The sequence below is a fragment of the Clostridium fessum genome (genome assembly GCF_003024715.1).
Taxonomy (GTDB): Bacteria; Bacillota; Clostridia; order Lachnospirales; family Lachnospiraceae; genus Otoolea; species Otoolea fessa.
Genome location: NZ_PYLO01000006.1, coordinates 33665 through 57550 on the forward strand (window position 1 = coordinate 33665; position 23886 = coordinate 57550).

Annotated in this window: 20 protein-coding genes; 4 read left to right on the top strand and 16 right to left on the bottom strand. The window is 49.7% G+C overall.

Annotated features, from left to right (window positions below):
* Window positions 1-138: 138 nt before the first annotated feature.
* The 4 genes from spoVT to C7U56_RS13770 all read right to left on the bottom strand — a co-directional run bounded on the left by spoVT (window position 139) and on the right by C7U56_RS13770 (window position 4270).
* A complete protein-coding gene (gene spoVT, locus C7U56_RS13755) occupies window positions 139-687 on the bottom strand; it encodes a stage V sporulation protein T (RefSeq protein WP_107001695.1) in 549 nt (182 codons plus the stop codon).
* A 125-nt stretch (window positions 688-812) separates the two neighbouring features.
* A complete protein-coding gene (locus C7U56_RS13760) occupies window positions 813-2201 on the bottom strand; it encodes a uracil-xanthine permease family protein (RefSeq protein ID WP_107001696.1) in 1389 nt (462 codons plus the stop codon).
* Window positions 2202-3155: 954 nt separating this feature from the next.
* Window positions 3156-3731: a chromate transporter gene (locus C7U56_RS13765; RefSeq protein ID WP_207655665.1), complete on the bottom strand. Its 576-nt coding sequence runs from the start codon at window positions 3729-3731 to the stop codon at window positions 3156-3158.
* Window positions 3728-4270 (bottom strand): chromate transporter, encoded by a 543-nt coding sequence (locus C7U56_RS13770; protein WP_107001697.1) that lies wholly within the window; start codon window positions 4268-4270, stop codon window positions 3728-3730. Before C7U56_RS13770 ends, C7U56_RS13765 begins: the two co-directional genes overlap by 4 nt.
* 228 nt (window positions 4271-4498) lie before the next feature.
* Here C7U56_RS13770 and C7U56_RS13775 point away from each other — a divergent pair, with 228 nt between their 5' ends.
* On the top strand, window positions 4499-5491 hold the full coding sequence (locus C7U56_RS13775) for a LysR family transcriptional regulator (protein WP_107001698.1): 993 nt from the start codon (window positions 4499-4501) through the stop codon (window positions 5489-5491).
* Between the two features lie 141 nt (window positions 5492-5632).
* Here the strand turns inward: C7U56_RS13775 and C7U56_RS13780 are convergent, their stop codons facing one another.
* The 9 genes from C7U56_RS13780 to C7U56_RS13820 form a co-directional block, all read right to left on the bottom strand.
* Window positions 5633-7129: a Na+/H+ antiporter NhaC family protein gene (locus C7U56_RS13780; RefSeq protein WP_107001699.1), complete on the bottom strand. Its 1497-nt coding sequence runs from the start codon at window positions 7127-7129 to the stop codon at window positions 5633-5635.
* A 155-nt stretch (window positions 7130-7284) separates the two neighbouring features.
* Window positions 7285-7569: a septation regulator SpoVG gene (gene spoVG, locus C7U56_RS13785; protein ID WP_107001781.1), complete on the bottom strand. Its 285-nt coding sequence runs from the start codon at window positions 7567-7569 to the stop codon at window positions 7285-7287.
* Window positions 7570-7605: 36 nt separating this feature from the next.
* The gene (gene glgD, locus C7U56_RS13790) at window positions 7606-8727 is read right to left on the bottom strand and encodes a glucose-1-phosphate adenylyltransferase subunit GlgD (protein WP_022359575.1); all 1122 of its coding nucleotides are present in this window, start codon (window positions 8725-8727) and stop codon (window positions 7606-7608) included.
* Window positions 8724-9998 carry a glucose-1-phosphate adenylyltransferase gene (locus C7U56_RS13795; protein ID WP_107001700.1) on the bottom strand — a complete coding sequence of 425 codons (1275 nt, stop codon included), beginning with the start codon at window positions 9996-9998 and terminating at the stop codon, window positions 8724-8726. The genes glgD and C7U56_RS13795 overlap by 4 nt, the downstream gene beginning before the upstream one ends.
* A 257-nt stretch (window positions 9999-10255) precedes the next feature.
* Window positions 10256-11230 carry a LysR family transcriptional regulator gene (locus tag C7U56_RS13800; RefSeq protein ID WP_107001701.1) on the bottom strand — a complete coding sequence of 325 codons (975 nt, stop codon included), beginning with the start codon at window positions 11228-11230 and terminating at the stop codon, window positions 10256-10258.
* A 138-nt stretch (window positions 11231-11368) separates the two neighbouring features.
* Entirely contained in the window at window positions 11369-12658 is a 1290-nt protein-coding gene (locus C7U56_RS13805; protein WP_207722853.1) for a TRAP transporter large permease, read from the bottom strand.
* Window positions 12655-13155 carry a TRAP transporter small permease gene (locus C7U56_RS13810; protein ID WP_107001703.1) on the bottom strand — a complete coding sequence of 167 codons (501 nt, stop codon included), beginning with the start codon at window positions 13153-13155 and terminating at the stop codon, window positions 12655-12657. The genes C7U56_RS13805 and C7U56_RS13810 overlap by 4 nt, the downstream gene beginning before the upstream one ends.
* 23 nt (window positions 13156-13178) lie before the next feature.
* Window positions 13179-14258 (bottom strand): TRAP transporter substrate-binding protein, encoded by a 1080-nt coding sequence (locus C7U56_RS13815; RefSeq protein ID WP_107001704.1) that lies wholly within the window; start codon window positions 14256-14258, stop codon window positions 13179-13181.
* Window positions 14259-14300: 42 nt separating this feature from the next.
* Window positions 14301-15164, bottom strand: coding sequence for a DUF6282 family protein (locus C7U56_RS13820; protein ID WP_107001705.1), 864 nt, complete (start codon window positions 15162-15164; stop codon window positions 14301-14303).
* A gap of 351 nt (window positions 15165-15515) precedes the next feature.
* On the opposite strand from C7U56_RS13820, the gene asnS reads away from it, so the two are divergent.
* The 3 genes from asnS to C7U56_RS13835 all read left to right on the top strand — a co-directional run bounded on the left by asnS (window position 15516) and on the right by C7U56_RS13835 (window position 19970).
* Window positions 15516-16907, top strand: coding sequence for an asparagine--tRNA ligase (gene asnS, locus C7U56_RS13825; protein ID WP_107001706.1), 1392 nt, complete (start codon window positions 15516-15518; stop codon window positions 16905-16907).
* 127 nt (window positions 16908-17034) lie between these two features.
* Window positions 17035-18105, top strand: coding sequence for a metallophosphoesterase family protein (locus C7U56_RS13830; protein WP_107001707.1), 1071 nt, complete (start codon window positions 17035-17037; stop codon window positions 18103-18105).
* Window positions 18106-18110: 5 nt separating this feature from the next.
* Window positions 18111-19970, top strand: a complete 1860-nt coding sequence (locus C7U56_RS13835; RefSeq protein WP_107001708.1) for an ATP-binding protein — start codon at window positions 18111-18113, stop codon at window positions 19968-19970.
* Window positions 19971-20092: 122 nt separating this feature from the next.
* Here the strand turns inward: C7U56_RS13835 and C7U56_RS13840 are convergent, their stop codons facing one another.
* The 3 genes from C7U56_RS13840 to C7U56_RS13850 form a co-directional block, all read right to left on the bottom strand.
* Window positions 20093-21274 carry a ribose-phosphate pyrophosphokinase gene (locus C7U56_RS13840; RefSeq protein WP_022359580.1) on the bottom strand — a complete coding sequence of 394 codons (1182 nt, stop codon included), beginning with the start codon at window positions 21272-21274 and terminating at the stop codon, window positions 20093-20095.
* Window positions 21275-21383: 109 nt separating this feature from the next.
* The gene (locus C7U56_RS13845) at window positions 21384-22376 is read right to left on the bottom strand and encodes an ATP-binding protein (RefSeq protein ID WP_107001709.1); all 993 of its coding nucleotides are present in this window, start codon (window positions 22374-22376) and stop codon (window positions 21384-21386) included.
* Window positions 22363-23427 (bottom strand): DnaD domain protein, encoded by a 1065-nt coding sequence (locus C7U56_RS13850; RefSeq protein ID WP_107001710.1) that lies wholly within the window; start codon window positions 23425-23427, stop codon window positions 22363-22365. Before C7U56_RS13850 ends, C7U56_RS13845 begins: the two co-directional genes overlap by 14 nt.
* Window positions 23428-23886: the final 459 nt, after the last annotated feature.

The window sequence follows — 23886 nt, forward strand, 5'->3', positions numbered from 1 at the left end:
TATCAAATACAGGACTATCAAAAACAGGATCGATGGACAACCGCCCAGGAGTTTTATCTCTCTTTACGTTTTCCATCGATCCCGTCTTTTTTTCTCTCACCGCCTGTTTCCAGGCAGATTTATCTCATTTATCTTTTTTTATCCTTCCATCTGACGTCCCAGAAATCCGGCTGCCGTCGCTGCCAGCTTCATCTCCGCCCCTCCAAGCGCCTGCTTTGCCTCCCGGCTGAGGAGAATCACCGCCCCGATGGCATCTCCCTCGCTCAAAATCGGCACAATCACCTCGGCGCTGCTCTCCTCCACCTCATCCGAGGTAATCGGGATAAATGCTTTTTCTCCCCGCGCCGCACAGATATTCTGACGTTCGGAGACTGCCAGCTCCAGCGCCCGGCTGATCGTCTTCTGGTAATATTCCTTCTTTGGTCCCCCGGATACCGCGATGATCTGATCCCGGTCCGCGATGCAGACCATCAGCCCCGTGGACTGCGCCATCGCCTCCGCGTACTGCACGGCAAATGCCGCCAGCTCCACCATCGGTGAATATTTTTTCAATATAATCTCGCCCTCGCGGTCCGTGAATATCTCAAGCGGCGTCCCTTCCCGAAGGCGCAGCGTCCGGCGTATCTCTTTCGGGATGACAACGCGACCCAGATCATCGATTCTTCTCACAATTCCTGTAGCTTTCATGATTCTTCCTCCTGCATACCACGTTTGCCATATCGTGTGTCTTATGGGTAGTATGTGGAAATGCAGGCGGATTATACATCTGAAATGGTTCGTCCTAATTTTAGAACTGAAAATTTTTGCGTTTTTTATTCCTGCCGTTTCTTCGGATTCGGATTGATCGCCACACCGCGGTTGATGTCGCCCTGTAAATTCTTGCCGAACTGGTAATCATTACCCGGAAGAATCACATTGAGCAGAACGCCCGCAATCGCTGCGATCGCAAGGCCTGTCAGGGTAACCGAGGTTCCTGCCGCCTCAAAGGTCAGACCGCCGGAGAATCCCAGCCCGCAGACCAGAATTACCGCAGCGATTACCAGGTTCCGGGATTTGGTTAAATCCACCTGGTTTTCGACCACGTTGCGGACACCGATCGCGGAGATCATACCGTATAGCATGAAACTAACGCCGCCGATGATGGCAGACGGCATCGAACCGATGACCTCTGCCATCTTCGGAATAAAGCTCAGAATCACCGCAAAGACAGCTGCAATCCGGATGACACGCGGGTCATGAACACGGCTTAATTCCAGAACGCCCGTATTTTCACCGTAAGTCGTATTGGCAGGACCGCCAACGAGTGCCGACAGAGATGTTGCGATACCATCGCCGACCAGCGTCCGGTGCAATCCCGGATCCGCAAGGAAATTTTCTCCGACCGTCGCGGAGATCGCCGACATATCGCCGATATGTTCCATCATCGTCGCAAGCGCAATCGGCGCCATTACCATGACCGCCGTCGGGTCAAATTTGCACAGCTGGAACGGAGGAAGTCCGACCCAGGAAGCCGTCGCTACCTCTGAGAAATTCAGGATCGCACTTCCGTCCGGGTTTGTCATTCCCATCATCTGGAAGACTGCTGCCGCTGCATAGGAGATCACAACGCCCATCAGAATCGGAATGATCTTGAACATTCCCTTGCCCCAGATATTAAAAACGATGATGGTTCCCAGCGCGATCAACGCAATCAGCCAGTTTGTCGATGCGTTGGCGATCGCGGACGGCGCCAGTGAAAGACCGATACAGATAATGATCGGACCTGTCACAACCGGCGGCAGATAGTGCATGACGCGCTCCACGCCTGCCAGCTTGATGATCAGCGCCAGAATCAGGTACAGTGCACCCGCTACCACGATACCGCCGCAGGCATATGGCAATTTCTCGCCCATCGTCATATCTGCAAAAATACCGCTGTCCAAGTTTGCCACCGTCGCAAATCCACCGAGGAATGCGAACGAGGAACCGAGGAACGCCGGGACTTTTAACTTAGAGCAGGCATGGAAAAACAGTGTTCCCAGACCCGCACACATCAGCGTTACCTGAATCGAAAGTCCCTCTCCCTCAAAATAGGTATTGACCAGAATCGGTACCAGGATCGTCGCGCCGAACATCGCGAACATATGCTGCAAACCTAAAAGCAGCATCTTCGGCAGACCCAGTGTTCTGGCGTCTTTAATGACCATGTCGTTTTCATTCATTTTAGATAGATACCTCCAACAATTCCCTTCATTTTGTAATGTATATAATTTTCATTCTCCAGAATATCCTTTTTGGCTTCATTCGTCAACCTTTCTGCCGCGCTTGCTTCGATTTTCTGTAAACAAAACAAAGAATGTGCCTTTTTGTGTAATGGGGAATTCCAAGGAATTTCCTATTGCACAAAAAAAGAGCTGTCCGACTTTCTCGTCATCAGACAGCTCTTTTATGAAATATCCCGAAGTTTCACTATATAACCTCTCTTTCTTTTATATTTTGTTTTAAATGTGCTATGGACCTCTTCCTTTCATATGAATCTCCTCCTTTGATTACATGTATCTATGTAAACTCTTTTAGAGATTGTATGATGATGGATTCCATCGATACCGATTTTTATCTTTTTATTTATTGGATAAATTCGGTTTTTAAAACCATGATCATGTTTTTTAGTAACTAACTATCCCATTGGACTGTCCTCCTTGTTCCTTATTTCGTCCTAGAAACTATGGTAACCGTTTGTTGGGGTTATCTCTGTTTCTTTTGATGGTTTTATTTTACTAGATAATTTCCATTTTGTCAAGTATTATTTCTAATTATTTTTCATATTTTTCTTTATTTATCTGATTATATTTTTGTAATTGTTGTGTATTTCTGTTTTATTTGCTCTGTTTCTAACTATTATTGCGCTTTACGATCGCAATTTCTTGTATTTCTTGTTTTATAGGGCGCAATTTCCTGTAAAATGAAGAAAGTCCCATGAACAAATCATGTGCCTTGACACATCCGGGCTTCTCGCACGGCCGCTTGCGGCATGTTTCTTCTTCGCGTGAGTACGCATCCCGCAGAGCGTTTTGTCATAGGATGAAGCTTCCTATGACAAAAAAGAACCACCCCAAAAGAATATGCCGATACCGAACTACCTCTTCTGGAAATGGTTCTATTTTCTTCTATCTTCCCTAGTGGAACTGGAACACGATTCCAGTCACAGCCGCCACCACGATGTAGAGGATCGGGTGCTTTTTCCATTTGACTAAGCCGTACCAGATCGCAAGTGCCAGTACGATCGCCTTCCAGTTGATGATGGAAAACAGCTTGGAAAGCACCAGGCTGCCATCCTCGCCGACATGGAGGAACGCTATCTTTGCCACGCCGATACCGGCTGCCGCAATCAGGGCGGTAGATGCCGCGCGAAGTCCATAGAGCGCATTCTGTACGATCGCGGATGATTTAAATTTATCGAGAATCTTCGAGATAATCACAATGATGATGACCGACGGAAGCACCAGTGAGAGTGGCGCTGCCAGTCCGCCGAGAATCCCCTTAATATGGAAGCCGACGTAGGTCGCCATATTGACTCCCATCGGTCCCGGTGTGGACTCGGAGACAGCGATCATGTTGGAAATATCATTAAAGGTATACCATCCCGTCTCCTTGGAAATATTGTAAAGGAACGGGAGGGTCGCCAGTCCGCCTCCGATCGCAAACAGTCCGCAGCAGAAGAAGCGGAAGCATAATTCAAGTATCAGCATCATTTCTTCTCCCCCTTTCCGCCCTTCAGTACAATCCCGATCGCACCCGCCACAACAACAAGAAGCGCTGGGGAAACCGATGTAAACAGTGCCAGTACAAACACAACCGCCGCAATCGCGATCGCCCCTTTATCAACCAGCGATTTCTTTGCCAGTTTGACAACCGCACTGCCGATCAGCACACAGACGCAGGCGCGGATGCCTGCAAAGGCGCTGCTCACAGCGCTAAGTTCAATAAAGTTCGAGATAAATGCCGCGATAATCATAATGATGACAAGCGACGGTGCAATGACTCCCAGCGTCGCCGCAATCGCCCCCGGAATCCCCCGATTCTTATAACCGACAAACGTCGCCGTGTTGACCGCGATGATACCCGGTGTACACTGACCAATCGCGTAGTAATCCATCAATTCTTCATCCGTCGCCCAATGGCGTCCATTGACTACCTCTTTCTGCAGCATCGGCAGCATCGCATATCCGCCGCCGAAGGTAAACCCTCCGATTCTGGCAAACGTCAGAAACATATCCAGCAGTTCTTTCATTTCTGCCCACTCCCTTCCGTATTATCCCTACACTTTTATTTCTCTGGAATTTCCAGTATATACCTGCTTATGTATCATACCAGAATTCAAGGAGCCTGAAAAATACCATTCGGATATAGAATATATATCAGAAAAATATAGTTCGCCTGTTATTCTATCGGATTTTGTTATATAATATATCTGCCGTATACACAGTTTTACAACGAATCCGAACAGGAAGGAGCATTTATGGAACTTCGCCAGTTATCCTACTTCACCACCATCGTCAACGAGGGAAATATTTCCCAGGCAGCCAAAAAACTGAATATCTCACAACCGCCGCTCAGCCACCAGATGAAGCTTCTGGAGGCAGAACTGGGTGTGACGCTATTTGAACGCGGTTCCCGCCGCATCCGACTGACACCTGCTGGAAAGACGTTCTACGACCGGGCGCTTGCGATCCTCGATCTGAGCCAGGCTGCCCGCACGGAGCTGACTGCACAGAAACAGGAGATTCAGGGCGTTGTGCGCCTTGGCATCATCTCCTCCGCCGTCGAATTTGTGACCCGGCATTATCTTGCCCCATTCCGGCGATCCTATCCCAAAGCCCTGTTTGAACTCCATGAGTCCAATTCCTACCACCTGCTCGATCTGCTTCACTCCAACCAGATCGACCTCGCCGTGATCCGGACGCCATTTGCCAAAGCCGGGCTGGAGATGCAGACACTGCCGCCGGAGGCATTTCTGGCGATCGGGCGCGAAATGATCTGGAGCCATTACCAGGAATGCCCGAATGCCCTTCTGACCGATATTCCTCCATCCGACACTGGTTCTGTGATTCAAAGTTCCCACCCTATGCCTGCATCCGACGCTTCCGAACCACAAAAAAGCCATACGCCCACATCTCTTCCCCTATCCGCCCTCACCCGCGCGCCGCTCATTCTTTACCGCCGCTGGCAGCCGCTGATTCTGGGATATTTTGAGGAACAGGCGCTGGAACCGAACATCGTCTGCATTGCCGACGATGCCAGAACCGCCCTTTTATGGGCGTCCGAAGGGCTGGGCATCGCGCTCGCGCCTGAATCTGCCCTCTGTTTAAATTCCGATCCCGCCCTGATCCGCCGGATCATCACCCAGCCGCAGATCCACTCAAGTATCTGTCTGGTCAAACGGAAGGAACGGAGTTTATCGCTGGTGGGGAATGCGTTTTTCCAAAGTTTCCATGCCACCGCTATTTCATAAAGAGGATGCGGACAATCTTCTGCTCCGGCAGAAACAACCGCAGCTGCTACCGATACACCGGCGGAAGATACGACCGCTTCCTCCGATGAAACGAAAGAAATCGGCAGTAAACGAACCAATTTTCGTTTACTGCCGATGCTTTTACGCCTCTTTCGTCCCTTTATTCTTTCGATCCAGAATAACCAGAACCACAATCAGCGCTGCGAATCCCACGCCGGTTCCCACCCAGCCATTGGCGGTAATTCCGGCCGCCAGATAACCGAGGAAACAGCACGCCGCTACGCACAGCACATACGGGATCTGGGTCGATACGTGGTTGATGTGGTGGCACTGGGCGCCAGCCGACGCAAGGATGGTCGTATCCGAGATCGGGGAAACATGGTCGCCGCAGACCGCACCTGCCAGAATCGAAGCCGTCACGATCGTAAGGCTGTTCATATTTTCAGCGCCAACCACCGCAAATGCAATCGGAAGCAGAATACCGAAGGTACCCCAGGACGTACCGGTCGAGAACGCCAGCCCCGCCGCGATGACGAACATCAGGGCCGGCATCAGGGAGCCGACCAGCGCATTGCCGCCCACTACCTCTTTGACATAGCCGCCGATGTTTAAGTAATCCGCACTGCAGATACCAGACAGAGTCCAGGCAAGGCACAGAATCATGATCGCCGGGATCATCGCCTTGACGCCGATCGTGAAGGATTCACAGAACTCATTGAACCGGATGACACGGCGGATCATGTAAAATGCAAAGATAAACACCAGTGTGAAGAAGGAACCAAGCACCAGGCTCAGTGCCGAATCACAGTTGGCGAACGCCTCGACCAGACCAACGCCGTCCAGGATGCCGCCTGTATACAGCATACCGCTGACGCAGAACGCAATCAGAACCAGGATCGGAAGAATCAGATCGATAACCTTTCCGTTGCCGGAGATCTCCATCGCCTCCGCCTCGACCGTCGTCTCTTTTCCGGTCTTTTTCACCTGTTCTTCATAGCGTTTCATCGCCGCGAAATCAAAATCGCCTGCTACCAAAAAGAGCATGAAGCAGATCGTGAGAAGCGCATACAGATTAAACGGAATCGTGTGAAGGAACAGACTGAAGCCGTCCACTCCGCTGTCCTCCGGAAGCGAAGAACCGACCGCTGCCGCCCAGCTTGAGATCGGCGCGATGATACAGATCGGCGCCGCCGTCGCATCGATGATGTAGGCTAACTTCGCACGTGTGATCTTGTGCTTGTCCGTCACCGGACGCATAACCGTGCCGACGGTCAGGCAGTTAAAATAGTCATCCACGAAAATCAGCATTCCGAGGAACATGGTTGCAAACAGCGCGCCCTTCTTCGTGCGGATCGCGTGGGACGCCCACTCACCATAAGCCTTCGACGCACCAGACTTTGTGATCAGTGCTACCACGATGCCGAGAAATGCCAGGAAAAGCAGAATGTTGACATTGCCCCCGATCTTCTCGCCCATGATCGCGATCATTGTTTCCACCGCATGAAGCGGATTTGGACCCGTAAATAAAAACGCGCCCGACATAATACCTATCAGCAGAGACAGGTACACCTCTTTCGTAATCAATGCAAGCGCAATGGCTACGATAGGCGGTATTAAAGAAAAAATCGTACCGCTCATAATTACCCCCTTATGGATTATCTGTACACATTCGGGCAAATTCTGCCCGTTTTTGAGCACACTATATCTACATAATAAATGTCCCCGGGCACTTTGTCCAGCGTCCGGGGACATTTTTTCATATTTTCTCTCTTTTTACTTTCTTTTCCTGCTTTTTACTCTGCTTTCTCCAGCTCTGCCAGTTCCAGAGCTGTCGCCTCGTATTTGGCAAGAATGACATTTTGAATCATGTCTCTGGTTTCCGAATTAATCGGGTGGGCAATATCCCGGTATTCTCCATCCGCAGCCTTACGGCTCGGCATAGCAATAAAAAGTCCTTTCTCTCCCTCAATAACCTTGATATCATGAACCACAAATTCATTGTCAAGTGTGATGGATACGATGGCTTTCATCTTACCTTCCTTCTCTATCCGCCGCACTCTTACGTCTGTAATCTGCATACCCATTTACCCCTTCCGTCTGTTCTTTGATGTACCCTATAATGTAAACCGCTCGTTCTTCTCAATGACAATCTTTACATCTTCCGGCGTACCGATGTGCGTCGTGTTGGCACGGATCGTATCACGGCTCTCTACAATACAATTCTCAATCACTGTATTGTCCCCGATGTAAACATCATTTAAAATAACAGAATTCCGGATGATACAGTTATTGCCTACATATACTTTCTTAAACAGAACCGAGTTCTCCACCGTACCATTTAAGATACAGCCGCTGGATACCAGGCTGTTCTTGACATTTGCACCCGGATTGTATTTTGCCGGCGGAAGATCATCTACCTTGGAGTAGATCTCCGGGTATTCCTTGAAGAAATAGTGGCGTACATCCGGTTTTAGGAAATCCATGTTCGTCTTGTAGTACGAATCAACCGAAGCGATGTTGCTCCAGTAAGTTCCTAACTTATACGCGTAAATGCGTTTGAGGTTCTTATATCTGACTAAAATATCGGTAACAAAATCATACCGATCCTCTGCTGCACAGCGCTCCAGAAGTTCGATGAGCTGACGGCGGCGGATTACATAGATACCGCAGGAGATCATGCTGGAGGTCGCCAGCATCGGTTTTTCCTCAAAATCTGTGATACGTCCGTCATCGTTTAACTTCACCAGACCGAAGCGGGTAACGTCCTCCTCCGGAGGCATCTCCTTGCATACTACGGTAATATCCGCTTTCTTTTCAATATGATACTCCAGTACCTTGCCGTAATCCAATTTATAGACACAGTCGCCGCCTGCAATGACCACATACGGCTCATGACTTTTCTTTAAGAAATCGAGGTTCTGATACAGCGCATCTGCGGTACCGCGGTACCAGTCGCTGCTCTCTGCCGTGATCGTCGGTGTGAATACATACATGCCGCCCTGCTTACGTCCGAAATCCCACCACTTGGAAGAACTCAAGTGCTCATTCAGGGAACGGGAGTTGTACTGCGTCAGTACCGCCACACTCTGGATGTGGGAATTGCTCATATTGCTCAGAGCAAAATCGACACTGCGGTAGCTGCCTGCGATAGGCATCGCTGCGATGGCTCTCTTATTGGATAATTCTCTCATTCTCTTGCTGTTGCCGCCAGCTAAAACAATCCCGATCGCTCTCATTGTATTCCACCTGCCTTTATGATATAATCGCCGCTCTCCAGCTCGCCGCCGTGATAATCTTCTGCCGTCGTCACGCCGGAAATCGCTGTGTTCCGTCCTATCTTCACTCCATCCGGTATCACGGAGCGCTCTCCGATCGTTACCAGATCGAACTGATATACCTTCTTGTCGTACTTGCTCTCGGCATATTCTCCGACGCCGACCTCGGCATTCTCACCGATGGTAACGTCCTCCGCCACGATCGCCTTATCCACAACCGTGCCAGCGCCGATCGTCGTGCCCTTCATGATGATCGAATCACGGATCACCGCACCTTCTCCGATCGTAACGCCTGCTCCGATGACCGAGTTAATGACTTCGCCGTATACCTCGGTGCCCTCGCCGATGATACTGCGCTCTATCTTGGACTGCTCCGATATAAATTGTGGGGGAATAATATCGCTCTTCGTGTAAATCTTCCAGTATTCTTCATACAGGTTGAACTCCGGAATGATGTCGATCAGTTCCATGTTTGCCTCCCAGTAGGAGCCAAGGGTTCCGACATCTTTCCAGTAGCCGTTGTACTCGTATGCGAAGATACGTTTTCCAGCTGCATGGCAATACGGGATAATGTGCTTTCCAAAGTCACATCCAGGCTCGTCCGAGAGCTTGATGAGCGCTTCTTTGAGCACCTTCCAGCTGAATATGTAAATACCCATGGAAGCTAAATTGCTACGCGGATTCGCCGGTTTCTCCTCAAACTCCGTAATGCGGTTGTTGTCATCGGTTATAACGATACCGAAACGGCTTGCCTCCTCCATCGGAACCTGCATCGCCGCGATCGTCACATCCGCATTGTTTGCTTTGTGGTATTCCAGCATTACCTCGTAGTCCATCTTGTAGATGTGGTCGCCGGACAAAATCAGCACATACTCTGGATTGTACGTTTCCATGTATTCCAGGTTCTGGTAAATCGCGTTCGCCGTACCGGTGTACCAATCGCTTCCTTTGCTCCGCTCATACGGCGGAAGTACCGTCACACCACCTACGTTGCGGTCCAGATCCCACGGAATACCGATTCCAATATGTGCATTCAGCCGCAGCGGCTGATACTGGGTCAGAACGCCTACCGTGTCCACTCCCGAATTGATACAGTTACTTAACGGAAAATCGATGATTCGATACTTTCCTCCGAAAGAAACCGCAGGTTTTGCTACTTTTTGAGTTAAGACACCCAGACGACTGCCCTGTCCGCCTGCCAACAGCATAGCTATCATTTCCTTTTTAATCACGATATCACCCCTCGATGCTCACATATAATGTGTATTTTAAACCTGTTTTTATTATAACATACTTCACGAAAATAGTGAACAAATTTTTAATAGAATTTGTCCCAATTTTGTACATTTTCCGACATTTTTCGTTCCTTTTACATAATATTTTCGTAATTCCGGGATGTGGAATCTAAGAGCGAACCTCCCGTGAACTGAAAAAAAGCCCTGAATCTGAGACACTTTTGACTCAAAAGCATTTCCGATTCAAGGCTTTTTTACTGTATATTCTTTCTCAATTCTTCCAGACTCATCGAATCTGCAATCCGCGGCAGCTCCTCCTGTAAGATATGGACAAAGTCTTGTATATACATCGGATGCATCGCATTCCGGTGGCTGACCAGCTCAATCTTTAACTCCCGTCCCAGGTTCCGGATCGGGAACATATAGAGTTCATCCTCTGGCTTACAGGTCTGATTGTGACGGTAAGCAGCTGCCAGCAGCATTTTCGGGCACAGCGCCGCACAGATGCCGGACGCGCAGAGCAGAATCTGCGTCTCACTATCACTGATGTTATAGATGACATTAAGCTTTACATTATAACTGTCCAGATATTCCTGAATCGCATGGTTGACTTTTCCGGTCTTGAAACTCTGCGTAAACGGAATGTTGGAAAACCGTTTCAGATCAATCCCATCCTCCATCTGCCGGATCTCCTGCTTGCTAAATTCCCGCCTCAAAAGCTTGGCGGAGATAACCAGGATGATCTCATCCGTCGTCAGGGTCTGGATTTTATAATCCGGATGCGGTGACGTATTGACCCCGATAAATAAATCTACCTGTCCGTTCAACAGGCGTTCCTCCAGGATCTGTGTGTCCTCCTCCGTAAAGGATATATTTACCTTCGGGTAACACTGGTAATATCGCGGCAGCACACGGGGCAGTATGATCGGCGCGCGGGATGTACTGATTCCCAAGGTAAAACCGCCCACCGTCCCCTCCGCTATCCCCGCCAGACTCCGGCTCATACTCGTCTCCATAATCTGGATATTTAACAGGTTATGAAGCATGATCTCGCCAGCCTGCGTCAGACGGAATTTGGGACGCCGCTCAAACAACACGACATTATACTCTTTTTCCAGCCTCTTTATATGATCGCTGGCGCACTGCTGTGTAATATGAAGCTCATTTGCAGCTTTTGTAATACTCATTTCTCTGGCTACCACCAAAAAAACTTCGAATCCTATTTTCATTGTTTCCTCCGCCAGTTCTCAGTTCTATCTATTTTCTTATTCTAACCAAAAGGAGCCGTAAAAAAACAGCGCATTGACCTTTCAAGTCTCTTCTGCTGTCTTTTCACAGCCCCTTTTTCTTACGTATTTTTCTAATACTTAGTATCCGTACCCCATTAGTCTCGGAAGCCATGTGATGATTCCCGGTACATATGCAAATACAAACAGAAGCAATATTTCCGTCAAAAGGAACGGAAGCGCTCCCTTTACAATCTGTTTAAAATTCAAGCCTGAAATCGAAACCGCCGTAAACAGATTATATCCAAACGGAGGTGTTACGAATCCAACTACCAGGCAAATACAGAACAGCATACCGATGTGGAGTTCATTACATCCGAGTGCAATTCCAACCGGAATTAAAATTGGTGCCAGAATCAGAGTTGCCGCTACATTATCCATCAGACAGCCTACAATTAAGAGCACTACAACTAGTACGAAGAGATAAAGTGCCTGGCTGCCACCTACGAAGCTGATAAATGCATTGGAAATCACGATTCCGATCTGGGATTTCGATACAACCCAGGAGAACAGGGACGCCGCCGCGATGATGAAATTGACCATTGTCGATGTTTTCAGGGAATTGATCAGGATCTTCGGTAAATCTTTTACTTTCAGTTCTTTCAATGCAAAACCCAGAATCAGCGCATAAACAATGCCGACCGCTGCGGATTCGGTTGGTGTAAAGATACCGCCATAAATACCGCCTAGAATCAGAACCGGAAGTCCCAGAGCGCCCAGCGCTTTCCAGAACAATTTCATGGATTCTTTAAAATCAAACTTCATCGTCTTCGCATGTTTCAGAACCTCCGGATTCCTGTATGCGAATACGACATTGACTAACGATAACGCCAGTGCGATAACAAGTCCCGGGACAACCCCTGCCATAAACATTGCCGGAATTGAAAGATTCATTGTAACTCCATAAATAATCATGGGAATACTCGGAGGAATGATTGGTCCCAATGCACCTGCCGATGCAACTAACCCCGCGCTCGTTTCTCTGGAATAACCTGCCTTCAGCATGGAAGGAAGCATAATTGAACCAATCGCTGCTACCGTCGCCGGACCGGAGCCCGTCAGCGCTGCAAAGATCGCACAACTGAATACGGTTACAATTCCAAGTCCGCCCGGAAGCCAGCCTAAAATACTCTTCGCCCAATCGGTCAGACGTTTGGAAATACCACCGAAATCCATCAGGTTTCCTACCAAGATAAACAGTGGGACTGCAAGCAGTGTGAAAGAGTTAAGACCGTAAATCAGCCGCTGTGCGACTACCAGCATACTTCCTCCCGTTGTCGCCAGATATGCCATTCCGGCAGAAAGGATTGCAAATGCAACCGGAATGCCTAAAAGCATCAGACCAAATAATACTACTAATACAAGTGTCATAATACCGGTTTATCCTCCTTTCTCTCTGTCGCTGATACGATCATCGCAATCGCTACAAATGCCTGGAACATCAGAAGGATTCCGCCGACTGCCACGGAGGAATTGATACACCACATCGGGACAGAAAGCGCGGTGCTCAAGTTGGTTCTGGAGCTGTACGCAAGCTTTAAGCCTGCGTACAGCATTACGGTTCCATCAAAAAAGATAACTAATTCAATGATAATATCGACAATTTTTCGAAGCGTTCCATGCATCAGATCCAGGATTGCTGTTACTGTAGCATGTCCGCTTCCCTCAATCAACAAGGAAGCCCCCAGCATATGCATCCAAATAAAACAGTACCGGGCAAGTTCTTCGCTCCATGACAGTGAATTATTCAGAATGAAGCGGAAAAACACCTGTGCCACACAGGCAACAATCAGGACAATAAAGATCACCATTCCTATGTAACTGACGCACTTATTAATTATGTCTGAAACCTGCTCTAATTTTTTCATGCTGTCAAACCCTCTTTCTGCAATCACTCCTCCGTGCCGGTCAGGGATTTAATCTGATCCACCCACTCAGAACCGATGTAGGATTCCATCTCGTCATAGCACGGCTGTACGGCACTCTGGAATGCCTCTGTATCTACATCCTCAGAAGATACGATCGTCATGCCCTGAGACGTCAGATCCGACTCCATCTTTTCAGCGGTTGCATCGTTATTTTCACGTGTTTCTTTGGCTGCTTCCTGTGCTGCTTCTTTTAAGATCGCCTGATCTTCCTCAGATAAGGACTCATATACGCTGGTAGAAATACATACCGGAAGTGGAGAATAGAACAGGTTTACATTATCAATGTATTTGCAGATATCCGGGAAACCGTTGGTATATAATACGCTTAACGGTGCATCACAGCCATCTACGGTACCCTGCTGCAGAGCAGTTAAAAGCTCGCCCCATGCCATCGGGGTTGCATTTACACCCAGTGCCTTATAAGCAGACAGGTAAATCTTTGTCTCCATGCAGCGGATCTTCAGTCCATTCAAATCGGACGGTGCTTTGATTTCTTTGTCCTTTGTACATAACTGACGGAATCCGCCCTCAGAAAATGCAAGACATGTAACGCCTGTTCCGTCCATATTGTCGATCAGGGACTGACCGAAATCGCCGTCTACGATCTCACGTGCCTGTGCCAAATCGCTAAAAATGAACGGAAGATCCAATGCACCGTTTGCCGGTACATAAGAAGAAACATATGCATTCGTCATGACTGCCATGTCGCATGTTCCGGTCTGCATGCCTTCCCACATCTCCGGCTCGGAACCAAGCTGACTGCTCGCATACAGGTTGACCGCAATTCTGCCCTCGGATTTTTCTTCCACGATCTCTTTGAATTTGGTTGCTGTAAAGTGATACGGATCATCTGCGTTTGCTGCGGTCGTATAACCGATGCTGAGTGTTGTCTCGGCATTCGGGTTAGCGGTGTTCTCGACTGCCGCCTGTGTTCCTGCCGCCGCTGCCTGTGTGGTACCACCTGCCTGTCCGCCGCCGCACGCTGTCATGCTGAGCGCTGTCACTGCCGCTAATGCCCCTGCCAATACTCTGTCTTTCCTCATAATGTAAAATCCTCCTTCTAAAAAATGTGCATTTATATAAATTTATCTGCATACCACTTCTTCCGGTACCTTCTGGACCATGTCCCGTATCTGTGCTTCCGCAATCCCACAGGTCAGCATCACGGCGATAAACCGTTTCAATTCCGAAACGGGTGTCGGCGCCCCTTTCTGCCCGCGGTCCGTTGCCAGATATACGTGTCCACTTCCAACGGTCCGAATCGTCTCTGCCATCTCTTCCGGCATCACACTTTTCTGTGCCAGATTAAACCAGTTCTTCTCAATCACAACCCCCAGCTTCGCCAGTTCCGCCTGATCGTCTCTTCCTATCCTCGTCCTTGGAAACTCTGGATGTGTCAAAATCATATTGACCCCCCGTTTCCGTCCTTCCCTGCATAAAATCAGGGATTCCTCCGGGCTGATATGTCCTGTTGCCAGAAATGCGTCTTTTTCCTTGATAGCATCCATGATGTCGTAGACGCATTCTTTTAATGTTCCATCCTGTTCCAGAATGGTAATACCCCTGCGGTCGAAGAAATCTCCCTCCATGTTTCCGAATACTAGGCTGTTTTTCGCATCCCGGGTCGGCATCCATACAATTTTTGCCCCCGCCCGCAATGCATTTTTCACCGCGTATACATTCAAGCCGCCCGCCGGGCAGTTGAGGCAGAGCCCGCCATACGCTTTCGCCTTACAGCCGCTGTAGCGGTTGATCAGTTCTGCCCGCAAAGCCGTTGATTCATAATGACTTTTCAGCATCACTCCCGCCATTCCTGCCGCGTCTGCCTCCCGGATCAACTGGAATCCATCCAATTCTCTCGGAAAAACAGAGGGCGATGAATGTACATGTAAATCGTACGCACCTTTCAGAAGCTCTTCCGCTTTTTTATTTGCGTCAAGTTCAGTCATAATTCTTCTGTCTACACCCTTTCCGTTTGATAGACTCTTTGAAAGTATTCCGCGGTTTTCTTTCTTTATCCCCATTCTAACACCGGGCATTTGTCTCTGTAAAACAAGTATTCACAGAGTTGACACAATACCCAGCTTGTTTTCTGCCCTTTCCTTCTGTTTTTGCATTTGTTTCTGTTAATTTTTAAAGCTGTCACTTTTTATACGGGCAGGTTTCTTCCCCTAGCAAATTTCCCTCCGTCCCTTGAATCTACAAGGAAAATACAGTATAATGAAAGTTAAACACGGTCTGCACACTGCAGGGCAGTCCGCATGAGAAAGTTTATTTTGCAAAATAAGGAGTTTACTGAGATGAATTTAACCACTGTAAGAGAAATTTACCGTTCCAGAGAGACGTATCTGGACAAAGAAGTTCAGATCGGCGGCTGGGTACGAAGCGTGCGCGGTTCCAAGAACTTTGGCTTCATCGTTGTGAGCGATGGCAGCTACTTTGAGACGCTTCAGGTTGTTTACCATGATACAATGCCGAACTTTGCGGAGATCTCCAAGTTAAACGTAGGCGCATCCATTATCGTAAAAGGTACCCTGGTTGCGACCCCGGAGGCAAAGCAGCCGTTCGAGATTCAGGCGACCGAGGTAGCCGTTGAGGGACCGTCCGCTTCGGATTATCCGCTTCAGAAGAAACGCCACAGCCTTGAGTATCTGCGTACCATCTCCCACCTGCGTCCGAGAACCAACACCTTCCAGGCTGTGTTCCGTGTACGTTCCCTGGCAGCTTACGCGATCCATCAGTATTTCCAGGAGCGCGATTTCGTGTATGTCCACACTCCACTGATTACCGCAAGTGACTGCGAGGGCGCCGGTGAGATGTTCCAGGTTACCACGATGGATCTGAACAATGTTCCGAAAAAGGACGACGGCACGGTTGACTACTCCCAGGATTTCTTCGGAAAACCAACTAACTTAACTGTCAGCGGTCAGTTAAACGGCGAGACCTACGCGATGGCATTCCGCAATATCTACACCTTCGGACCGACCTTCCGCGCAGAGAACTCCAACACGACCCGTCATGCAGCTGAGTTCTGGATGATCGAGCCGGAGATGGCATTTGCGGATCTGAACGACAACATGGAAGTTGCCGAGGATATGTTAAAATATGTCATCCGCTACGTCTTAGAGCACGCACCGGAAGAGATGAATTTCTTCAACCAGTTCATCGACAAGGGACTCCTTGACCGCTTAAACCACGTATTAAATTCCGAGTTCGGTCATGTAACCTACACCGAGGCTGTCCGCATCCTCGAAGAGCACAACGACGAATTCGACTACAAGGTATTCTGGGGCTGTGACTTACAGACCGAGCATGAGCGCTACTTAACCGAGAAGATCTTCCAGAAACCGGTCTTCGTTACCGATTATCCGAAGGAGATCAAGGCATTCTACATGAAGATGAACGAGGACGGCAAGACCGTTGCAGCGATGGACTGTCTCGTACCGGGCATCGGCGAGATCATCGGCGGCAGCCAGCGTGAGGACAGCTTAGAGAAGTTAGAGGCGCGTATGGACGAGCTTGGACTCAAAAAGGAGGACTACGATTTCTATCTGGATCTGCGTAAATACGGTTCCGCAAGGCACTCCGGATTTGGTCTTGGATTCGAGCGCTGCGTGATGTACTTAACCGGCGTTTCCAACATCCGTGATGTCATCCCGTTCCCGAGAACCGTAAACAACTGTGAACTGTAAACAATAAGCAACTATGGGGCTGTCGCAAATACTGGAATCTGCTTTCTGCTATTTGCAGCAGTCCCTTTTCTATTATTATTTCAATATGTACATACGGAGTGACAGACTCCTGAAAGGGGGAGAGAATGTGAAATTTATCCATACCGGCGATATCCACTGGGGCATGTCCCCGGACAGCGACAAGCCTTGGAGCCGGGAGCGCAGCCGCGATATCCGCGATACGTTTACCGCCATCATCGCCAAGGCAAAGGAGCTGCGCGTGGACTGCCTGTTCATCGCGGGGGATCTGTTCCACCGCCAGCCGCTGCTGCGCGACCTGAAAGAGGTCAATTACCTGTTTTCCACGATCCCGCAGACACAGGTTGTCATCATCGCGGGCAATCACGACCGGATCCGCAAAAATTCAGCTGTTTTAAGCTTTTCCTGGGCTTCCAACGTGACGTTTCTGGAAAGTGAGGATGTCTCATCCGTCTATTTTGAGGATATCAACACCGAGGTGACCGGCTTTTCTTACTATACTGCGGAGATCCCGGAGCCGCGCCTTGATGCTCTTGAAGCGCCGGAGGATGGAAAAATCCACATTCTGCTGGGGCACGGCGGCGACGCAAACCACGTCCCGATCGACCGGGCGGCGCTGGCTTCCTCCGGATTTTCGTATATCGCACTGGGGCACATCCACAGGCCAGAGATCCTACTGGACAAAAAGATGGCATACTGCGGTTCCCCGGAGCCGCTTGATAAGACCGAGACCGGCAGGCACGGTATCCTTTACGGCGAGATCGACCCGGAAAACGGTCAGGTAACGACACTGGACTTTATTCCGATGGCGAAGCTCCGCTACATCCCGCTCATCGTCCGCGTCACGCCAGATACGACCAACACGGAACTGTACTTAAAAATCGCCCATGAGATCGAACAGCGCGGCAATGACAATATTTTCCGCTTCAAGGTGCAGGGCATGCGCGATCCCGATATTTTCTTCGATCTGGACGCCTTAAAGCTGCGTTTCCGCATCGCGGATATCATCGATGAGACGGAACCGCAATACGATTTTTCCGCCCTGTTTGCCGAGCATCCAAGCGATATGATCGGCTTTTACATCCAGGCACTGAAAAAACCGGACATGAGCCCGGTGGAGAAAAAGGCGCTGTTTTACGGCATCCACGCCCTGCTTCTCACCACCGATGAAAGGAGTTAGCTTCCATGCGTTTTCTTGATCTTTATATCAGTGGGTTTGGAAAATTTCATGACACAGCCGTCTCCTTTGAGGACGGGTTAAACGTCATTTACGGTAAAAATGAAGCCGGCAAATCCACGATCCACACCTTTATCCGCGGCATGCTCTTCGGCATCGAGCGTCAGAGGGGGCGCGCCGCCAGAAACGACATCTACAGCAAATATGAGCCGTGGGAAAACAGCGGCACCTACGAGGGGCAGCTCCGGCTTGAATCCGACGACGGCACCATTTACCGGATCGAGCGCTCGTTCCAGAAAAACAAGAAGGAATTTACCGTCATCAACGAGACGACCGGACGCGAGGAACCGGACGGCCGCGCCGTATTGCAGGAAATTTTGGGCGGCATGAGTGAAACCATGTACAACAACACCATCAGCATCAGCCAGTTAAAGAGTGCGACCGATGAAGGCATGGTTTCGGAACTGAAAAACTATATTGCTAACATGAATACCTCTGGCAATATGGCGCTCAATATCACTAAGGCGACCGCCTATCTGAAAAATCAGCGCAAACAATTTGAATCCCAGTTAAGCCCGGAGGCTTCGGTCAACTATACCTCCCTTCTTAGCGAGATCCGCGCGCTGGAACGCGAGCTTTCTTCGCCAAAATATGAGAATCAGTTACAGGAATACTCAAAACTACGTGACTCGGTCCGAAATGAACTGGAACATCAGAAAATAGAAAAAGAAGATTTATCCGACCGGCTGCAGAAGAGCCGTCAGGTACTGGATGAGTTTTCCTTTACGGATGAGGCGTCCATCGAGGCGTACCGCAGTCAGGCTGAAACACTCTACCAGGACTATCAGCATGCACAGGTGTCTTCCTCCAGCAAGGGATCCCGGTTTTTCCAGGTGTTTTTCTTTATCGCAGCGGCGATCTGCGCCATCTGCGCCGCATACTGCGGATATCTGGCGTTCTTCCCGCTTCCGTCCCCGTGGCTGGGAGCTGGTCCCACCGCCCTCATATTTGGCGTCGCCGCTCTTGTGCTTCTCATGCTGGGAATCTGCGTCACACGGCACCGGAGCCGCCGCAGGCAGGAGGCGGAGAAAAGTGCCTCTGTTTTATCGGAGATTTTGAGCCGCCACTTGGGCGAATCCGAGATTTCGGATGAATCCATGAAGCTTTTGTCCCAGCGGCTGGACCGCTTCATCACGCTCTGCCACGCCGTTACAAACTCGGAGGATTCACTGGTAAAACGTTCCGAACAGATCTCGGCGCTGATGGCAAAGCAGAATGACTGCAGCCTTGTCATCGAGGAACAACAGCGCGTCCAGTGGGAGTTAGAGAAAAAGCTGGAGCACCTATCCGCCTGCAAAGACCGGGCAGCGGCGCTCAAACACATTTTAAATGAAAATGAGCGCATCCATCAGGAGATCGCCTCCGTGGATCTGGCGCTTGATACCTTAAAAGAGCTTTCCACGACCATCCGGGATTCTTTCGGCCTGTACTTAAATAAGACTGCGTCCGACCTGATCGCCGGAATTACCGGCGGAATTTATTCCAGCATCAGCATCGATGAGAACTTGAATGCGTTTTTAAATACCCGCCGGAAGCTGATCCCGCTTGAACAGGTCAGCAGCGGCACCGCCGACCAGATCTATCTGGCGCTGCGCCTCGCCGCCGCCCACTTTATCCAGGGCGATGCAGACCGGCTGCCGCTCATCTTTGACGACAGCTTCGTCCTCTACGACGACGAGCGCCTGAGAACCGTCCTCAAATGGCTGCCAACCGCCTATTCCGGGCAGATTCTTGTATTTACTTGTCATGAGAGGGAGATGCGGGTGCTGAAGGCGGAAGGAGCTGCGGTGCATGAAGTGCGGTTGTAGGACTCCTTTCATACATAACCGTGACATTGCCTGTTTCCTATGACATTAAAAAGAACGCCATTTTCTGACATGTATTGGTCCGGAAATGACGTTCTTTTTGTTTCTATTTTAAAGGTCTATTTTTAGTCCCGTATTCCCGCCCGATACTTCGCCAGCAGCTTATTGATACGTCCAGTCGGATTTAACAGCTCGCTTAAGGAGGCATCGTGGTTCAGGTTATCGATGATGAGCGCGATGTATTTGCTCATATCGACGCTGATATAGTACGGTCTGGAGAGAAGCTCAGGTGTCTGGTATACCAGGTTGGTGGTCAGGACGCGGTCGATCAGACCGTTCTCATAGTACTCGTCAAACTTCTGCAGTCCGTTGGTAAACAGACCGAAGGTCGCGCATACGAATACCTTTCTCGCCTTGCGGCTCTTTAATTCCTTCGCTACATCTAACATGCTCTCGCCGGAGGAGATCATATCATCGATGATCAGGACATCCTTGCCCTCTACGCTGGATCCCAAGAACTCATGGGCAACGATCGGGTTGCGTCCGTTGACGATCCTGGTGTAATCGCGGCGTTTGTAGAACATACCCATGTCGAGTCCCAGCACGTTGGAGAAGAAGACAGCGCGGGACATACCGCCCTCATCCGGGCTGATGACCATCATGTGATCGCTGTCGATCTCCAGCTCTTTCTCATTTTTCAGCAGATATTTGATAAACTGGTAAATCGGCTGAACGGTCTCAAATCCCTTGAGCGGAATCGCGTTCTGGACACGCGGATCGTGTGCGTCAAAGGTAATGATATTCTCAACGCCCATATCTACCAGCTCTTCCAGCGCCAGCGCGCAGTCCAGGGACTCGCGGCCAGAGCGCTTATGCTGGCGGCTCTCATACAGAAACGGCATGATTACGTTGATACGACGTGCTTTTCCGCCTGCTGCCGCAATGACACGTTTCAGATCCTGATAATGATCATCCGGGGACATATGGTTTACCATGCCGCACAGAGAATATGTCTGGCTGTAGTTGCAGACATCCACGATCAGATATAGATCATCGCCGCGCACCGACGCCTTGATCTCGCCCTTTGCCTCGCCGGAACCAAATCTCGGTGTGTTTGCCCCGATGATGTAGGAGTCTCTCTGATAACCTGAAAATGCGATCGACGTCTTGTGCTCGCTCTCGCGCTCATTTCTCCAGTCCACCAGATATTTGTCTACCTTGCCTACCAGTTCCTCACATCCCTTTAATGGAATCAGTCCCAGCGGACCTACCGGTATCGTCTCAATGATTTTCTCTTCGTACAACATTTTCCATTTTCCTCCAGCCTGTTTACTCTCTGTTAATTCGCTTTTTTTGCATATGTTAGCGCATTCTAACGTCTCTTTTATATCATTATGTCCCTTATAAGTCAACCCATTACCGGTTTTCCAGCTTTTTTCGTATCCGGATATCCTCGCCGTAGAGCGGAATGATCTGATACTGGCTTATGATCCGTGACATGACGCGATCGGTAAACTCGTCGCGCATCTCATTGACCGGCAGATTGGTGGAAATGATCGTGCCTTTCTTCCGGTTTAAGCGCTCGTTGACCACATAGAAGAGCTGGGAAGTCGTAAACGTATTCACCAGCTCCGTCCCCAGATCGTCGATGATCAGCAGATCGCACTCTAATAAATACTGGGAGCGGTCGCGATCCTCATCGGTCGCATCATTTGCGAAGCGGTCCCTTGAAAATATCTCATACATCTCCACCGCTGGGAGATACACGACGCTGAAACAGCGCTCAATCAGCTCTTTCGCGATGCAGTTGCTTAAAAACGTCTTTCCAAGCCCCGTTTTTCCGGTAAATAAGATATTTCCCTTTTCTTCTTTAAATCCGTCCACATAGCGGTGGCAGAACGCCGTCACCTGCTCCATATACGCGCGGGCAGTCTTGCCGCTACGCGGATCGATCTTCGTGTCATCAAAATAATCATAGGAAAAATGAGAAAAATTTTCCCGCTCCAGCACTTCCCGGATATTCGACTGGGCGTATAACAGATCGATCTCCCGCTGACGGAAACAGTGGCATTTTTTGCCGTCTTTGTACCCGGTATCCTTACAGTCCGGACAATTATACTGCATCTCCAGATAGTCCGCCGGATAGCCGTAGGCGCTCATCAGCACCTGGCGCTGCTCTTTCAGGTCTGCGATTGTCCCTCGCAGACGTTTCACCGCGTCCGCATCGCCCGCCAGAAGCTCTTTCGCGTTCTTGACCGCCGCGGCGGCGATCGCGTCGTTCATCTCCCGGACCGCCGGTATTTTCTCATAGACCTCGTCAACCCGCGCGTCCAGCTCATGTTTCTTCTGAAGCTGTGTCCGGTTATAAACACGCATGATCGATTCATACTGCGAATTACTGAGTGCCATCGTCCCCTCCTGTCTTCTGCGCTCCGTTTATCATGCTCCATACCATCTCGTCGTAATCATATCCGTGTTCCTCCAGATTGTGGAACCGGTTGGAAGAACGGCTGCTGCCTGCAGACGCCTGCCGGCGCTTCGCCCCGCTTTCTTCCTTCCGTTTTTTATCTAGCTCTGACACATCCCGGAAGCTCTTGACCCCGGCATTTTTCCAATCCCGCAGGATCTTGTCTGCATAGTCAAACGACGGTTTATGTATCTGCCGGATCGTGCGGCTACACGCCTCGACGATCAGCTCGCGCGTGAAACCGTACTCCCAGAACCATTTTTCTATAAATTCACTCTCGACCTCCGCCGGGCTCCGGTCCGAAAGCCCCATCGCCCGCATAACCGCGAATGAACCCTTCGTGTAGCCCCTGCCGCTCGCTTTCGCCTGTTCCACATCCTTGATGCCGCGCTTATGCCAGCCGAGCGCCACCTTTTCCATATAGCGCAGGCTGGTGTGGTGGTTCTGCACGCAGTACTCAATCAGGTATTCCAGCAATTCCCCGGAAAATCCCAGATTCGAATAGAGATTTCCAAGAATCTGGCAGTCCGTCGGTGTGAGCAGCTTGTTTAAATACTGCTGGGCAATATAGATGAGCTGCTTAAACGACTCATCCGAGGTCAGGCGTGACATATCGCAGGCTGCGGCTTCCCGGGCATCAGTTTTGGCAGATGGCGCAAAAGAACCAGCGCCTGCCAGGGATTCCGTTGAAGCAAAAACAGGTGAAATTTGCTGTCCCGGCGTCTCCGGAAACGATCGCTGTGCCTCTTCACCGACTTCCGTTCCCAGCACCCCGGCTCTCTGCCAGTATGCCAGCGCGCGCTGCACGTCCGCCTCCGTGTGGTTGAGCGCGTCCGCGATCTGTCCGATCGAGACTTCCTCCTGCTGGTGGCGGAGCAGGTACAGATATACCTTCACATATTCTCCACTGGCTCCCGCCATATATGTATCAATAAATACGTCCGAAACCGGCGTTGCGCCCACCGCCAGCCGGTTTTTGAGTCCTATTCCCATCTTCTAACTTCCCTCTTAGCCATTCTGCGTTCTCACATTTCCTGTTACCATTTATCTATAAGCAGCCTGTGGCTGTGTGAACCGTTCAAACTGCTGTATTTTACTTTTATTTTAAAATATTCTCTATTTGTTCCATCTAAATCTTCCTGTTTTCTTACTTTTCCACCGTTTTTATTTTGTTTCCGGACTTTTCCACAGTTTTGCTCCGGACAAGACAATTTTCATCCATTTATCACAGGCTCACTGCGTCTGTTCCTATCATAACATACCTTTTTTTAAAAAGAAATACTCCTAATTATGGTTCGCGACCGACACTTTTAGACCGATTTTTCCACTATTTTGATTGTGGATAATGTGGATAATGTGGAAAAAGCCTTCAAGAATCCTCAAAAAACAACCCTGCCCCCGACAAAATCCTTATTTTATCAACATTTTCGACATTTCCCCATTTCCGCATTT

Coding starts and splice junctions, on each gene's coding strand:
- C7U56_RS13815 (WP_107001704.1), bottom strand. CDS start 14,258: ATGAGGAAAGACAGAGTATTGGCAGGGGCATTAGCGGCAGTGACAGCG.
- asnS (WP_107001706.1), top strand. CDS start 15,516: ATGAATTTAACCACTGTAAGAGAAATTTACCGTTCCAGAGAGACGTAT.
- C7U56_RS13800 (WP_107001701.1), bottom strand. CDS start 11,230: ATGAAAATAGGATTCGAAGTTTTTTTGGTGGTAGCCAGAGAAATGAGT.
- C7U56_RS13850 (WP_107001710.1), bottom strand. CDS start 23,427: ATGGGAATAGGACTCAAAAACCGGCTGGCGGTGGGCGCAACGCCGGTT.
- C7U56_RS13760 (WP_107001696.1), bottom strand. CDS start 2,201: ATGAATGAAAACGACATGGTCATTAAAGACGCCAGAACACTGGGTCTG.
- spoVG (WP_107001781.1), bottom strand. CDS start 7,569: ATGCAGATTACAGACGTAAGAGTGCGGCGGATAGAGAAGGAAGGTAAG.
- C7U56_RS13840 (WP_022359580.1), bottom strand. CDS start 21,274: ATGTTGTACGAAGAGAAAATCATTGAGACGATACCGGTAGGTCCGCTG.
- glgD (WP_022359575.1), bottom strand. CDS start 8,727: ATGAGAGCGATCGGGATTGTTTTAGCTGGCGGCAACAGCAAGAGAATG.
- spoVT (WP_107001695.1), bottom strand. CDS start 687: ATGAAAGCTACAGGAATTGTGAGAAGAATCGATGATCTGGGTCGCGTT.
- C7U56_RS13845 (WP_107001709.1), bottom strand. CDS start 22,376: ATGGCACTCAGTAATTCGCAGTATGAATCGATCATGCGTGTTTATAAC.
- C7U56_RS13810 (WP_107001703.1), bottom strand. CDS start 13,155: ATGAAAAAATTAGAGCAGGTTTCAGACATAATTAATAAGTGCGTCAGT.
- C7U56_RS13765 (WP_207655665.1), bottom strand. CDS start 3,731: ATGATGCTGATACTTGAATTATGCTTCCGCTTCTTCTGCTGCGGACTG.
- C7U56_RS13770 (WP_107001697.1), bottom strand. CDS start 4,270: ATGAAAGAACTGCTGGATATGTTTCTGACGTTTGCCAGAATCGGAGGG.
- C7U56_RS13780 (WP_107001699.1), bottom strand. CDS start 7,129: ATGAGCGGTACGATTTTTTCTTTAATACCGCCTATCGTAGCCATTGCG.
- C7U56_RS13805 (WP_207722853.1), bottom strand. CDS start 12,658: ATGACACTTGTATTAGTAGTATTATTTGGTCTGATGCTTTTAGGCATT.
- C7U56_RS13820 (WP_107001705.1), bottom strand. CDS start 15,164: ATGACTGAACTTGACGCAAATAAAAAAGCGGAAGAGCTTCTGAAAGGT.
- C7U56_RS13835 (WP_107001708.1), top strand. CDS start 18,111: ATGCGTTTTCTTGATCTTTATATCAGTGGGTTTGGAAAATTTCATGAC.
- C7U56_RS13775 (WP_107001698.1), top strand. CDS start 4,499: ATGGAACTTCGCCAGTTATCCTACTTCACCACCATCGTCAACGAGGGA.